We start from the raw sequence: 15,392 nt of genomic DNA on the forward strand, positions 1-15,392 counted from the left end.
TAACTATGACATCTACTCAGCGACTGGAATGTCGCGCTAAATTCTTTTTTCTCGGCGAAAAAAAGTTTCACCTTCAAGGTGTGACTTATGGCCCGTTTCGACCTGATTCCAACACGCCCGACATCTTTTTACCTGCCGAAGAGAAAATAAAGCGTGATCTAGAAATCATTCGCCAACTCGGCGCTAACACGTTGCGCCTTTACCATGTCCCTCCGCGATGGTTTCTGGACTTGCTTGCGGAAAACCAGCTTTACGCCCTTATCACTGTTCCTTGGCAACAACACTTAACCTTTTTAGATCATCGCAAAACGCGACATGACATCCAACATCGCATTCGTCGCGCCGCGGAACAATGCGCCAATCATCCTGCTCTCATGGCACTATTAATTGGCAACGAAATTCCCAGCGACATGGTGCGATGGTATGGAGCGAAAAAAATCCGAAATTTCCTGGATGAACTCATCGCGATTGTCAAAAATCAAGACGCTAACACACTAGTTTCTTACGCTGCCTACCCGACCACAGAATATTTAATTCCGCGTTTTGCCGATTTTTTAACCTACAACGTTTATCTCCATCGCCAAACCGATTTTCAAAACTATCTAGCGCGCTTACAAAATCTCGCAGAAGAAAAACCTCTCATCTTAGGCGAGTTTGGCATGGACACCCAACGCCATACTCAAGCAGAGCAAGCCGAAATGTTAACCTGGCACATCGAAACCGTAATTCGCTCCGGTCTAGCTGGCACGATTCTTTTTTCTTTCACCGACGAATGGTTTACAGGAGGTCATGATATCACCGATTGGGAATTTGGTTTAGTCACTCGCGATCGTTCGCCTAAACTTGCTTATCATACCGTTCAAAAACTTTGGAAAAATTCCAGCTCTCTCGTTCCATTACCGCAAACGCCTAAAGTTTCCATTGTCGTTTGCTCTTATAATGGCGGAAAAACGCTAAAAGGCGCTTTGGAATCTCTCGATCGACTCACTTACCCTAACTACGAAATCATTCTTGTGGATGACGGCTCCACCGACAACTCGCAACAACTCGTTCAAGAATTTGAAACAGATCGCGCTCAACGCGCTAATAAACCTGATTTTAAAAACATTATTCAACCCAATCTCGGTCTCAGCGCGGCTCGCAACAATGGCATTCACGCAGCAATCGGTGAAATCATAGCCTTTACCGATTCCGACTGCATAGCAGATCGTGAATGGATTTATTATTTAGTGAACACGCTACTCCAAGGAGATTTTGCTGCAGTGGGCGGCCCCAACATTTCTCCACCTGCTCACAATTGGGTGCAAGCCTGCGTCGCTGCGGCACCCGGGTCACCTAGTCACGTTCTGACTTCAGACACCGTCGCAGAACATGTTCCAGGCTGTAACATGGCGTATTGGAAATGGGCACTTTTGGAAATCGACGGTTTCGACATAGAATATCGCAAAGCGGGTGACGATGTCGACGTTTGCTGGCGCCTCATCCAACGCGGTTACCAAATCGGTTTCAGCCCTTCGGCTGTAGTGTGGCATCACCGTCGTTTTACGGTAAAAGCTTATTTCAAACAACAATCCGGCTATGGTGAGGCCGAGGCGTTGTTGCGATTCAAACATCTGATTTATTTTGGCACTACGGGTGGAGCAAAATGGCGAGGCACGGTTTATGGCACACCCCGTTTTGAACATATTTTTTCGGGTCCCATCATCTATCACGGCACATTTGGCATGGGTCTTTTCCAATGCATCTACCCGCGTCAAGAAGCCGCTTGGATAGGCATCGTAAGCAGTTTAGAGTGGATGCTCTTTACTCTTTTCATCTTCTTACTCTCATGGAAAATTGAGCCGCTGCGTTTGTTGCCCTTAATTATGTTAGGATTAACTTTAGCCGCCAGTGCTTCCTGGATGGCCCGTGCAAGATTAGAACCGAAACATGATTCCATTTTAAGTCGCCTACTACTACTCTATCTCGCACTCACCCAACCCTGGGTTCGCTCCTGGGCGCGCTATTTCACCTGGCTCAAACATAAATGCACACCTCGAAAAGTTATCGCATCCAAAGAAACCTCACTCCAAGGCAAAGTCATCTGGATCACGCCCAGTCAACAAGCATTTTGGAATGAACAAGGAAAAACTCGCCAAACGCTACTGGATAAAATGTTGACTCTACTCGAAGATGAAGGCTGGAAATACTCCATCGACGTAGGTTGGAGCAATTGGGATTTATTGATCTTTGGCAATCGCTGGTGGCATTTAAAAATAAAAACCGCTAACGAATTTCATGGCGGCCCTAAAGTTCTAACGCGCGTGATTTACCAACCCAAATTAACTGCCTTCAGCTTCATTATTCTTATTTTTATTTTAAGTCTTCTCCTGGTTCTGGTTGAAAAATCCGCTTACGTTTTTGCGGGCACTGCTCTCGTTATGGTTTTTCTTCTCTACCGCGGCCGTCGTTTCCAAAAAAGAATCGCTGCCCTTACCGAAGCCGCCGCTGAACAATGCCAATTTTTCTCTTTAAACAAAAAAACAATGAATCAGTGGTAAAAGCAGCCCTTTCCCTACAAAAAATCGGTTGATTTTTCCGTTTAGCTGAATAACTTTCCTCGATTTTATGGCTGCAAGAGATAAATTAACTGAGGCACTGACTTCTTACGAAAAACCAACGCTTCGTTTCGTAAACAATAAAGATGAGACCCTCACTTCCCTGGTTTTTGCAGATTTGCGTGAAACTTTGGAAATGCGCGAACAAATAGGTCTTGAAGTTAATGGAGTCAAATATTTATTTATTCTAGAAAAGGCAGCTAAAAAAATAAACGAATTAAAAAGCCAGAGAAAGTCTGAAGATGAAATTTATGAAGCAATTTTTGCTGATGCATCTTTACGAACCCCAATGCCTAAAGATTATGCCGATTTTGGTTATGTCAGCGCTGATAAACTCATCTACAGCGCCGGGAAATTTGACCCTTCAAAATCTGTGGATAAATTTCGTGTCGAATTAAAAGTAGGCCCTAACGATCCCGCTTTTAAAGATAAAGAGTTTATTGAAGTCGAAATTGAAACGGGGCAAGGTTTACAAAAAGTGAGGCTTAATCGCTTAACAAATTCCCTTACAAAAGGAGAAGGTTATTTTTATTCCGAGGAACTCCTTTTAGTTCCCAATAAAAGAGTTGATACCAATCCTAAAACCCATCAAACGATTGTGGCTGGAGTCGGCGATAGAGCAGAAGTCTCTTACCGAGGAAAAAACGGAGAAACTTATACCGCCGCCGCTGAAGTGCCGATCAAAAAAGTGTTACCGCTTCAATTTGTTATTTTATTGGATCACGACGGAAAGCCGATGGGCACCGAGAAAGATGTCAAAAAACAGATCGCTTTTGCGCAAGACGGCCTGAATCAGACTCACACTCAAATGAAAAACGTGGGTGACGTAAAGTATTTTCAAGTGCCTGATTCCATCGATCTTAAAGATGGACTGGATGAAGCAGAAATGGATTCAATTGTGCGACTTACCAGCCACTATGCTCCTCAACCCGGAATCATGGTCATCATAGCTAAAGATATTGGGTTAGCACAGGGAAGAACACCGCGCGATGGAAGATCTTTTGCCAAAACCGAAGAGCCAGGTTCACCGGCCGCCCATGCCGTTATCATTCGACCCGATTCCACTCCTTTTACGTTGGCCCATGAGTTGGGGCACGTTATTTTTAAGAATGGCGAACATCATGACTTTCCTTTGCATCTTATGACTCAGGTTGTGATAAAGGGCGATAAAAATGACATATTTCATACCGCACAATATCTTAGCCGTGAAGATATCGATAATTTTCAAAAGTCTGACGTTTTGGTCGATCCTCCTCCACCAGCCCCTTCAATCACAACAGGCTATCGAGGTGGTGTCAGCCTGAGTCCTTAAAGCTCGGCTTAAGATCCTCATACTGGTGCCCCCTCAATCACACTAATCATACCGATATAATTTTCGTGCCGTATTCGCGTCCATTCGCGCTCGCCCAATGACGAGTTCGTCCCGTGTGCGAATGTTTCGCGGGCAAAACTTAAGCCTTCGTTTGTTGTTAAATCGAAAGAAATGATATAATATTTTCTTGGTAAGCAAAGACCCTTGTAGGGCAACCCCGAATACTTTCGGGGTTGCTAACAAAATAAATAATTGGCAACCGAAGCAGTTGCCCTACAAATCCAAGAAAACATGAACCTCTTACGTCGCTGCGCGAATTATTTTCGTCCTCATTGGGCAGGCACTTGCATGGCTCTCTTTCTCATGTTGATCGCAAACGCGTTGAGCCTGCTACGCCCTTGGCCTCTAGCTTTATTGCTCGATCAAGTTCTCGGCACAAAATCCTCTGTCACCGTTTCTTCTTTCTTGACTCATTATATTACACAATTCGACACGCAACAAATTATTCTTTGGCTCGCTATTGCTGTCATCGCTTTGCAAGCCATTTGGGGATTTTTTCAATTTTTTCATACCTGGATTCTCGTAAAAATCGGTCTACGCGTTTTGCTAAAATTGCGTGCTGATCTTTACAGCGCACTACAGAACCTTTCCTTAAAATTTCATGACGCGCGACGCAGTGGCGATTCCACTTTTCGCGTCACTTACGACACGCAATCTATTCAAACGCTCTATAACCGCGGTTTTATTACTATCCTGAGCGCGGCGATTTCTTTAATTCTCATGTTCCTGATCATGTGGCGATGCTCCTGGAAACTGACGCTTGTTTCATTAGCCGTCACACCTCTCTTAATCTGGACTATTTATTATTTTGCTAATCGTATTCGTCAAGAATCTATCGACGTGCAACAAGGTGAAAGCAACGTGTTGGCTAAAGCGCAAGAAGGCCTAACGAGCGTGCGCATTGTTCAAGCGTTCGGTCGCCAACGCCATGAGGTTCGACAATTTATTCACGAATGTGAACAGAGTCTTTCCGCTAATTTGCGTCTCACTTTTACGAATGTGAGCTCTTCGTTTGTCGTCGGATTCATCACCGCTCTGGGCACCGCTTGTCTCTTTTATGTTGGCAGCCACCAAGTTTTATCAGGCGAAATTAGTATAGGCACTTTTGTGCTTTTCACTTCTTATCTGGTGATGCTTTATCAACCGCTCGAACAACTTTCTTACACCGGTTGGGCAGTGGCGGGAGCTACGGCCGGATTACAACGCGTTTTTGAAATTCTCGATATGCAAGATGATATTCCCGATGCACCACAAGCACGCCCTCTGCCTTCTATCAAAGGTCATATTAAAATGGAAAACGTCGCTTTTGGTTATGAGCCAAATCATCCCGTGCTTCAAAATGTTACTTTCAAAATCGAAGCAGGAAAAACAGTGGCTTTCGTCGGCGGCACAGGCGCCGGAAAATCAACTCTGCTTTCTCTCATACCCCGTTTTTATGAACCACAACAAGGCACGATTGAAATTGATGCTCATAATATTCGGGATGTTACCAAACGCTCTCTCCGCGCACAAATCAGCCTTGTTCTGCAAGACACACTTCTCTTAAGCACCACAGTTCGCGAAAATATCGCCTACGGAAAATTGCGTGCGACCCAGGAACAGATCATCGAAGCCGCTCAAGCCGCTCAAGCTCACGACTTTATCATGTCTCTCCCCCAAGGCTATGATACCCCTGTTGGAGAGCGTGGCGTGCGGCTTTCCGGCGGGCAACGTCAACGCATCGGGATCGCACGCGCCTTCTTAAAAGATGCTCCGATTCTTTTATTGGATGAGCCTACCAGCGCTTTGGACGCCAAAACCGAATCAGAAATCATGGATGCTTTAACTCGTCTCATGCAAGGTCGCACCACTTTAATCGTCACCCATCGCTTAGCGACTATCCATCAAGTCGATCATATTTATGTTTTAGAAAAAGGCCAAATCGTAGAAAGTGGCAACGGACCTGAACTACTAGCTAAAAATGGAGTTTATTCGTCGTTGTGGCGAAGTTTAAAAAATTAAGGCCGCATCCCTAAATTTTGATAAACAACGTTTTGTTGATCGGTAGTAAAACGTTTGGACGCTCCTATGCTATTTGTTTCACTCGTTTCGTCTTTCATTAAGTTTCTAGTAATTTTATCTTGTGAAACATCAGTTGCGTAATCTTCACCAAAGTGTTTGTTATTGGTAAGCAGGTGACCTAATTCATGAGCCAAAGTAAATTCTTTTTTAAAATTAGCGTTAATAAAAGAATTATTAATATAACGAACAGATCCCGATAAACTTGGATCTTCAGCTATACTTTCTTCTATGAATTGCTTAGTAAGCGACACTCCACCACTTACACCATTTGTTGTATTCAAACCACCGGGATTAAGGCTATTAACATAAAAAACCTCCAAGTCATTTGGGTCACTCGTGCCTAAATCCGTCATAATCCTTGCCAGATCATTTTTATCACCTTTAAGGGAAAGACCTTGAGGGGGATCGACTATACGAGGTTCTCCTCCTTTTATTTTTAACTCAATACCTAGCTGAGCATATCTTTCCTGAGCTATAACAAAATCTTTTTCAACCTCTTCTACCCCAATAACGGGCTTTCCTCCCTCACTTTCAGGCTTATCTCTTAAAATAATAAAATCAATTTCTACAGTCTTTTTGATTGGCGCCTTGGCCTCTGCTGTTAACTCACCATCGTTATAATTTACTTTAACTTGACTACCTAAAGCCACTTTGTGAGTTTGATCATTTTTCTGATCATCTTTAATGCCATTTACTTTAAAATTATCGTCTACATCATCGCTTGTCAAAATTTGAGCCTTTGATTTAAAAACTCCTGGATTATTTTTATCTTCAATAAGCTCTATTTCTGTTGCGTCATCATCGTATTTATCATTTTCATTATCAGTCGATAATTTTACTGTAACGATTCCCTTTCCTTTTAAGGAAGGATCCGTTAATTGAACATAAAACTTATCGTTATCTTTCTCTGGATCTAAAACTGTTTTGAAAAACTTTTCACTGATAGCGCCCTCCATCTTAGCCACTTTTAGTTCAGTGGTTGGTTTTCCATCCGCCCCTAAAAACTTTAATTCGCCAGTAAGTGGTAAAGTGGAACCAACGTTTCGCTGCGGAACAATTTGATCCCAAACGCTACCCCTTAGTGTTTTTTCATGAGGTAAAATTGAGCGACTGAGCAAATTCCAAACTTCACTTTCTTGTCTAGCGACAGACATAACATGATCCAAGCGATTATTGGACAATAAATCAATGCTGTTTTTTACTTTTTACTCCGTGTTATCGGTGGTTATTACAAAAATCCCTTCTTCCGAAAATCGTCCAGATTGCCTGAACTGGAAGAGCTAATCATATCGATCATAAATTTCAATAAGCAGACCTCCCAAGCGTCATCTACGCCACTTAAAAGCGTGCTTAACGGATCATTCTTTTCTTCGACTTGCTCTTTTAATCGTCCGATTACTTTTTCAGCTGATTCTTGCACTTCGTAGAATTGCACCTCCGATTTACGAATGCGAAACCCATATTTCAAAAAAGCAATTTGTTTAGTATTTTTACTAATCCATCGAGCGTAATTTTCGCCCCATTCGCCAAATCCTTCGACAAAAAGCTCCGCCATATGTTGGGGCGTAATAATTTGAGGTTGTTCCGCAACAATTTTTCCTTCGCGGACCCGCGACTCGTTGACTAAATCCATCGGCTCAGTTACCAAATAATAATTCAGCACCGACGTGCCAAACGTTTCCAACCGTTTTTGCGGCGGTATAATCACACGCGTATTTTCGATTGCGTATTGAAAATCGTCTTCTGTCATGGAATACTATCTTTAATGCTATAACTTTGACCTATTCCTCATGAAAATTATTCAATCACAGGTCGCCTCTTTAAACCACACCTTCTAGCATTTTGCAAATCATTCCATGAAATCTTTAACTCATTTATTTTATCCCGCGCTATGGAAATCACTAGAACACTACTCTTTCAAAAAATTCGTCACTGATATTATAGCTGGATTAAGCGTTGGCATTATCGCTTTGCCATTAGCCATTGCCTTTGGCATTGCATCAGGCGTTAAACCGGAACAAGGGCTTTATACCGCTATTATTGCCGGATTTCTCATCTCATTTTTTGGCGGCTCACGTGTTCAAATTGGCGGACCTACTGGCGCCTTTGTAGTAATTGTTTATGGCATCATCCAAAAATATGGTTATGCCAACCTTGTCATCTGCACAATTATGGCCGGCATCATCTTAGTAGGCATGGGGTTGCTTAAAATGGGCACTCTCATCAAATATATTCCTCAACCCGTTACATCCGGTTTCACTAGTGGCATTGCTGTCATTATTGCTCTGGTTCAAGTGAAAGATTTTCTTGGACTAAAAATGGGAGCTATGCCTGCCGATTTTTTTGAAAAAATCCAAGCACTCTCAGAAAATATTTCTACCGCTCATCTTCCAACGATATGCGCAGGCATCTTGTCTCTTGCATTACTTTTTATCCTCCCCCGATTCGTTTCCTACAAAATTCCTGCTTCACTACTTATTATGATTTTAGGAACTTTTGCGGTGGTTTTTTTAAAAATTCCTTTAGAAACCATCGGCACGCGCTTCGGAGAAGTGCCCAACACCTTTCCACAATTTGCTATGCCAGACTTGTCGCTCAATCATTTGGCCAATCTTATTTCTCCAGCTTTTACCATCGCCATACTTGCAGCCATTGAATCCTTACTATCAGCAGTCGTAGCCGATGGCATCATTCAAGATCGTCATGATTCTAACACGGAACTCATCGCCCAAGGCATCGCTAACATCACCGTTCCGTTCTTTGGCGGCATTCCGGCCACAGGTGCCATTGCCCGAACCGTAGCAAACATTGAAAACAATGCTCAATCTCCCGTTGCGGGCATCATCCATGCTTTAACCCTGCTTCTCATCATGCTAATCGCTGCGCCTTTGGCAAAATTCGTGCCATTAGCAGTATTGAGCGCTATTCTTTTGCGCGTGGCTTACAACATGGGCGAATGGGAAGAATTCAAACGCCTACATCGTATTCCGAAAAGCGATGCTGCAGTTTTCCTCACCACGTTTATTCTGACGGTTATTTTTGACCTTACGATTGCCGTAGAAATCGGAATGATCCTGGCAGCGGTGCTTTTTATTAAAAAAGTTTCAGATAACACACAAATTGTTCACATTACTTCGGAAACCGAAGCCGAAGGTGCTCATCACTCCATTCATGGCAAAACCATTCCTGAAGGTGTAATGATTTATGATATCTACGGCACTTTTTTCTTTGGCGCCGCAGAAAAAATGGAGCACACGCTACAAACTTTAAATCAACTCCCCAAAGTATTAATTTTACGGATGCACCGTGTCACTGTGATGGACGCCACCGCTCTTTATGCCCTTGAAGTGCTCGTCGAAAAAATGAAAGCGCAACATAATCACGTCATCCTCAGTGCGCCTCACACGCAACCTTATTTCATGATGACCCAGGCAGGCTTCATCGAAAAATTGGGCCACGATTTCGTTGCTGCCGATCTAGACGATGCCTTAAAAAAAGCCGAGCAACTTTTAGTAAAACCCGCTTCAGAAATCTAATTTTTGAAAAATATTGACGCTATCCCCAAGCAACGTTACGTTAAAACTATGGCTAAGACATTGCTTGAATACGCCGGACAATTTAGTTCCGCAGGATTAAAATATGCTGTTCCTACCGTAGACCAAGTCATGGTAGAAGAAAGAGCATCTGCTTTGACAAAACGCAGCATTAAAACAACCGCAAAACTTTCTGGACTAAAAATGGCCGTTTCCATGATGGATCTCACCACCCTGGAAGGCAAAGACACCCCAGGCAAAGTGGCTTATCTTTGTCGCAAAGCCATGCAACCCGCCGACCCGCAATATGATGTGCCTTCCTGCGCTGCAGTTTGCGTTTATCCTAATTTAGTTCGTTACGCCAAACGTTTTCTTGGCAACTCGGGTGTACATGTCGCATCCGTTGCCACTTCATTTCCTAGCGGCCAAGTTCCACTCAAAATTAAACTAGATGATACCCGTCGCGCAAAAGAAGAAGGCGCAGACGAAATTGATATGGTCATTGATCGCGGCGCTTTCCTTGCAGGCGAACATCAAAAAGTTTTTGATGAAATTGCTGCGGTGAAAGAAGTTTGCGGTGAAACCCATTTAAAAGTCATTTTGGAAACCGGCGAACTTCTAACTTATGACAATGTACGACTCGCCAGTCAAATCGCGATTGAAGCTGGTGGCGATTTTATTAAAACTTCCACTGGCAAAGTGACACCTGCCGCGACACTTCCTGTCACCTTAGTCATGCTGGAAACCATTCGCGATTATTTTTATGCTACAGGTATTCGCATCGGCATGAAACCGGCTGGAGGCATTCGCAATGCAAAACAAGCTCTAGCTTACCTCGTAATGGTTCATGAAACTCTGGGCGACGATTGGTTAACCCCTGATCTCTTCCGTTTCGGCGCCAGCACATTATTAAATGATGTGCTTATGCAAATCGCCAAAGTGGTGGACGGCAACTACCAAAGCGCCGATTACTTCTCCTTGCCTTAATTTTAATGACGAAATAAAAAAATGAAAAACAGTAGACTCTCTAAAAAATCTTCTAACAACGGTTCACGCGCGTTAGCAACAACGATTGTGACCAATGGTCATCTTACCCATCGTGATGCTAAACCGGTGCCACCCAATCAACGTCAACTGCGATTTAACGCCAAATGGTCTTACGCGCCTGCGCCCGAGTCCAACGCTTTTATTCAGCTTCAAAAACGTTACGATCTTTTTATCAACGGAAAATTCGTTGCGCCTACTTCCAAAAAATATTTTGAATCCATCAATCCGGCTAATGAAAATAAATTGGCCGAAATTGCCGCTGCTAACGCCCACGACGTGAACCAAGCTGTCATAGCCGCGCGGCGCGCTTACGAAAAAGTTTGGAGCAAAATTTCTCCACGCGAACGCGCCAAATATCTTTACCGCATCGCTCGAATCGTTCAGGAAAAATCGCGCGAACTCGCCATTATGGAATCCATGGATGGCGGAAAAACTATCAAAGAAAGTCGCGATGTAGACATTCCCCTCGTCGCGGCACATTTCTTTTATTATGCTGGGTGGGCCGATAAATTAAATTACGCTTTCCCAGGTCGCACACCCCGTGCGATTGGCGTTGCGGGTCAAATTATTCCCTGGAACTTTCCACTGCTCATGGCAGCTTGGAAATTAGCGCCTGCTTTAGCTTGCGGAAACACCGTCGTCCTGAAACCTGCTGAAACCACTTCGATTACCGCGATGCATCTAGCGCAAATTCTGCAAGAAGCAGAATTACCGGAAGGCGTGGTCAACATCGTCACCGGCGCAGGCGAAACAGGGCGAGCAATCGTGGAACATCCCGATATCAACAAGCTAGCCTTCACCGGTTCAACCGAAGTCGGTAAACTCATTGCGAAACAAGTTGCGGGCACAAAGAAAAAATTAACCCTCGAGCTTGGTGGAAAAGCCGCGCATATCATTTTTGAAGATGCGCCGATCGATCAAGCTGTTGAAGGAATCATCGGCGGAATTTATTTTAATCAAGGCCATGTTTGTTGTGCTGGCTCTCGTTTGCTCGTGCAAGAAGGCGTTTACTCTACTGTAATCCGAAAATTACGCGATCGTATCGCCACATTGCGCGTGGGAGATCCCCTCGATAAAAATACCGATGTCGGCGCGATTAATTCCAAACCGCAACTGGAAAAAATTCGCGAGTTGGTGCAAAGCGGAGTGGAAGAAGGCGCAAAATTGGAGCAATCTTCTTGCCCCTTACCACGACGCGGCTATTTCTATCCCCCCACCTTTTTAACAGATGTGACCGCTTCTCATCGCATCGCACGCGAAGAAGTCTTCGGCCCCGTTCTCAGCGTCATGACCTTCCGCACTCCAGAGGAAGCCATCGAACGCGCTAACAATACTCCGTATGGTCTAAGCGCAGGCGTCTGGACCGATAAAGGCAGTAAAATATTTAAAATCGTAAACAAAATGCGCGCCGGTGTAGTCTGGGCAAACACTTATAATAAATTCGACCCTACCAGTCCATTTGGCGGTTATAAAGAATCCGGTTTCGGTCGTGAAGGCGGCCTACAAGGTTTATTACCCTACTTAACTTTAGATTAAAATTTATGGCAACTCTATTATCTTCACCCAAACGTCTCGACGTTCACAAAACTTATAAACTTTTTATCGGCGGCAAATATGTCCGCAGCGAAAGTGGTCACAGTATTCCCGCTCTTTCTGAAAAAGGTAAAGTGCTAGATAATGTCTGCCGCGCAACTCGCAAAGATTTTCGCGACGCCGTCGTAGCCGCGCGCTCTGCCTTTGGTGGGTGGGCAAAAAACAGCGCCTATTTACGCAGCCAAATTCTTTATCGCACAGCAGAAATGTTGCAAAATCGTCGCGAAGAATTAATTCAAGAATTGATTCGTTCCACAGGCGTAACACGAAGCCATGCGGAAAAAGAAGTCACACTGAGTATTGATCGCTTGGTCTACTTTGCAGGATGGGCTGATAAATACACACAAATCTTTGGCTCCGTAAATCCGGTAGCCTCTTCTCATTTTAATTTTTCCACCTTAGAACCCACTGGCATCGTAGCAACATTTTTGCCAGATTTACCCGCCCTATTGCCTGCTATTACGCTAATGGCCACCGCTATTCTTAGCGGCAACACAATCATTCTCATCGGCTCAGAGCGCTATCCTTTACCAATCGTTACCTTTGCTGAAATTATCAGCACCAGCGATATTCCAGGTGGTGTCGTCAATATTTTAACCGGCAAACGATCCGAACTGGTTTCTCACGCAGCCAGTCACATGGACGTCAACGCCATCGTTAATGTTTCTGGCGTTTCGGAACTACATAAAACTTTACATGAAGGCAGCGTATTTAATCTCAAACGCTATGCTCATCATGATCTTACCACAGAAAAATGGTATTCCGAAAAAGGCGAAAATCCTTATTGGATTTTAGACACCATTGAAGTCAAAACCGCCTGGCACCCGATTGGGGTTTAGCTTTTAAGCTAAATCATCAACGGCTTTTGGCCCGCTAATGACGCGAATGGACACTAAAATTTTTAAAAGTTAAATTTTATTTCCTTTTTTTTCGCGTAATTCGTGCGATTAGCGGATAATAAAATTAAGCCGCTTTAAGAAAATCTCTGCTAAATATTTTTAAATTCTTGTTCTAAAAAAGATTAGCCTTACCCAACTCCAAATTGCCGGTAAAATAAAAATGGGAATAATCGAGGCAATTAATTCAGTGGTTCCTAAATTAGGTCGATAAAAAACTCCTCCCAAGCTTGCAAAAATTATCGAAAGATAAAAAATAGAAAGAATCGCTAAGAAAACTTTTTCTATCCTCGAATCGCTATTCGAATAAAAGTTTAAAGGAATAATCAATCCAAAAAGCCAAGCTCCACTCACGATTAAAGTGTCTTTACTTAACCAAGCCCCAAATCCAATTAAAATAGGCCCTATTAAAAATCCCGTTCCTGTTAAAACTGCAATCCGTTTTTCTGAAATACTTAAAATTCTTCTGACGGAAGGGTCTTTTAATAAAATTAAATTACCCATACTTTCGGCAATATGCCTCCACAAAAAAAATAGCCAATAAAGTCCGATCAAAGATCCTGCAACAGTTAATGACCACCGATTCACTGATAAAATAGGCAATAATTTAATTAAAATAATCGGTAAAACAATAAACAACCAAGTTCGTTGTCCCTGACTAAATCGCTCTGCCCAAAAACTAATTTTAAGATGAATCCGGTAAAGCAAGGATTGAGCCCTCATTGCTTGCAAAAAGCCTTCGCGCGCACCGGTTCCGTATTGATTCTCGGGATCCAATCGCAACGTTTCCCCAAAATGCTCTTTAGCCTCTTGCACATCTCCCCGCTGCAAAGCAGCCCAACCAGCATTATGACGCGTCGGAATACGCTCGGGATCTTTGGCTAAAGCCTGGTCTATCACCAATTTTGCTTCTTCTTTTTTGCCTTGCATACGTAAGGCATGAATTAATTGACTAGAAGCCGAAGGACTGTTCGGATCCAACCTCAATGCCTCTCGCGCCGCTTTTTCGGCCTCTTTCCAATTCTCTGATGAAAGATAAGATGAAGCCAAAGCCACAAATGATAAACGATTATCAGGCTCCAACTCCACCGCACGTTGGGCGCTTTGCAATGATTCTTTTGACCTGCCTAAAACCGAAAAAATAAGTGCCGCCAGGGCGTGATGATAACTTTCATTCGGTTCAATCGCAATTGCGCGTTGAATCGTTTCCAATGCAATCTTTTCACGACCCTTTTGCATATATTGCGAAAATGCCAACTCATAAAGCATGGTCGCATCACGCGGAGAAACACTTAACGCCTCATGAAAATACTTCTCAGCTTCAGCATAGCGCTTTTGTTCATAAAAAACTCTAGCGCGTTGATAGCTGGGATTGGGATGTGACATGGAGAAAAAAATTAACTGATTATTTAAAGCGTTCCATTAAAAAATTTGCCAAATATTATTCCAATAATAAGTCCGCCCAAAACATAAATAAAAATTAGAATTCCAATCCCCATTATAAGTCTTGGCCAAAAAGTGAGACTCCAAAACCAGTTATGCCATTTAAAAAGTAATTGAAATAGGAAAAATCTCACTAAAAAAGAATGTTTCAAGCCTATTTTAGCTGAAATACTTTGAGGATTGAAACGCAAGGCGTCCAAAAAAGAATGTTTAGCTTCTGAAAACTTTTCATCACAAAGATTAAGTCGTCCTTTTTCCTCGAGCAAGCTAGCATCATTAGGATATCGACTTAACCAATGTTCCAATAATATTCTGGCTTCTGAATATTTTTTTTGCTTGCGCAACGCCCATATTAATCTGATAGCAGCGCCCAATGAATCGGCATTAAGGAAAAGCGCCTGTCGCGCTGCTTCTTCAGCCTTAGTCCAGTGTGAGGTCGCGAAGCAAACTGAAGCTAAAGCGAAAAATGCAAAACTAGATTGGGGATTAAGCTGGATAGCTATCTGAGCCTCTTTTTTAGCTTCATTACTCATTCGAATTTTAAGCCGAATGGAATGAAAATCGGTTTTAAAATGAAGACTTCTATAACGAGCCACCAGAATTAAAGCCGCCAAAGCGTGACTCTCAAAATCATTGGGTTCTAACTCTAATGCTTTTACAATTGCAGCAAAAGCTTCAGCGGTTTTTTCCGGTTGTTGCAAAAGACAATAAGCAAGATTGTGGTAAATTTTAGAATTATTAAAATCCTTTTCTAAAGCAAAACGCAAATATTTTTCAGCATCAGCATAACGTTTTTGATCAATTAAAACTAAACTTCGTTCAAATTCTTTTTGCGCTTCTAATTCCACAA

General features: G+C 43.0%; 11 protein-coding genes. 7 read left to right on the forward strand and 4 right to left on the reverse strand.

Annotation, left to right across the window (positions count from 1 at the left end):
• The first annotated feature begins 5 nt into the window (after positions 1-5).
• The 3 genes from K1X66_06045 (at position 6) to K1X66_06055 (ending at position 5,970) form a co-directional block, all read left to right on the forward strand.
• Complete coding sequence (locus tag K1X66_06045; GenBank protein ID MBX7157928.1) at positions 6-2,540, forward strand: glycosyltransferase; 2,535 nt, start codon at positions 6-8, stop codon at positions 2,538-2,540.
• Positions 2,541-2,607: 67 nt separating this feature from the next.
• Positions 2,608-3,909: a hypothetical protein gene (locus tag K1X66_06050; protein ID MBX7157929.1), complete on the forward strand. Its 1,302-nt coding sequence runs from the start codon at positions 2,608-2,610 to the stop codon at positions 3,907-3,909.
• Positions 3,910-4,161: 252 nt separating this feature from the next.
• Positions 4,162-5,970, forward strand: a complete 1,809-nt coding sequence (locus tag K1X66_06055) for an ABC transporter ATP-binding protein/permease (GenBank protein MBX7157930.1) — start codon at positions 4,162-4,164, stop codon at positions 5,968-5,970.
• Here K1X66_06055 and K1X66_06060 read toward each other — a convergent pair.
• Positions 5,967-7,184, reverse strand: coding sequence for a hypothetical protein (locus K1X66_06060; GenBank protein MBX7157931.1), 1,218 nt, complete (start codon positions 7,182-7,184; stop codon positions 5,967-5,969). The two genes, K1X66_06055 and K1X66_06060, sit on opposite strands and share 4 nt — an antisense overlap.
• Positions 7,185-7,258: 74 nt before the next feature.
• Positions 7,259-7,780 carry a hypothetical protein gene (locus K1X66_06065; GenBank protein ID MBX7157932.1) on the reverse strand — a complete coding sequence of 174 codons (522 nt, stop codon included), beginning with the start codon at positions 7,778-7,780 and terminating at the stop codon, positions 7,259-7,261.
• 106 nt (positions 7,781-7,886) lie between these two features.
• On the opposite strand from K1X66_06065, the gene sulP reads away from it, so the two are divergent.
• The 4 genes from sulP to K1X66_06085 are packed head-to-tail and all read left to right on the forward strand — an operon-like array spanning position 7,887 to position 13,042.
• Positions 7,887-9,566 (forward strand): sulfate permease, encoded by a 1,680-nt coding sequence (gene sulP, locus K1X66_06070; GenBank protein MBX7157933.1) that lies wholly within the window; start codon positions 7,887-7,889, stop codon positions 9,564-9,566.
• Positions 9,567-9,614: 48 nt separating this feature from the next.
• Positions 9,615-10,550 carry a deoxyribose-phosphate aldolase gene (gene deoC, locus K1X66_06075; protein MBX7157934.1) on the forward strand — a complete coding sequence of 312 codons (936 nt, stop codon included), beginning with the start codon at positions 9,615-9,617 and terminating at the stop codon, positions 10,548-10,550.
• A gap of 21 nt (positions 10,551-10,571) precedes the next feature.
• Entirely contained in the window at positions 10,572-12,146 is a 1,575-nt protein-coding gene (locus tag K1X66_06080) for an aldehyde dehydrogenase family protein (protein MBX7157935.1), read from the forward strand.
• A gap of 5 nt (positions 12,147-12,151) precedes the next feature.
• On the forward strand, positions 12,152-13,042 hold the full coding sequence (locus tag K1X66_06085; GenBank protein MBX7157936.1) for an aldehyde dehydrogenase family protein: 891 nt from the start codon (positions 12,152-12,154) through the stop codon (positions 13,040-13,042).
• Between the two features lie 159 nt (positions 13,043-13,201).
• Here K1X66_06085 and K1X66_06090 read toward each other — a convergent pair whose 3' ends face one another.
• Together K1X66_06090 and K1X66_06095 are read right to left on the reverse strand one after the other, a co-directional pair.
• Positions 13,202-14,485, reverse strand: coding sequence for a tetratricopeptide repeat protein (locus tag K1X66_06090; protein MBX7157937.1), 1,284 nt, complete (start codon positions 14,483-14,485; stop codon positions 13,202-13,204).
• Positions 14,486-14,508: 23 nt separating this feature from the next.
• The gene (locus tag K1X66_06095; GenBank protein ID MBX7157938.1) at positions 14,509-15,390 is read right to left on the reverse strand and encodes a tetratricopeptide repeat protein; all 882 of its coding nucleotides are present in this window, start codon (positions 15,388-15,390) and stop codon (positions 14,509-14,511) included.
• Between the last annotated feature and the right edge of the window lie 2 nt (positions 15,391-15,392).

The organism is Verrucomicrobiia bacterium (genome assembly GCA_019694135.1).
GTDB lineage: Bacteria > Verrucomicrobiota > Verrucomicrobiia > JADLBR01 > JAIBCM01 > JAIBCM01.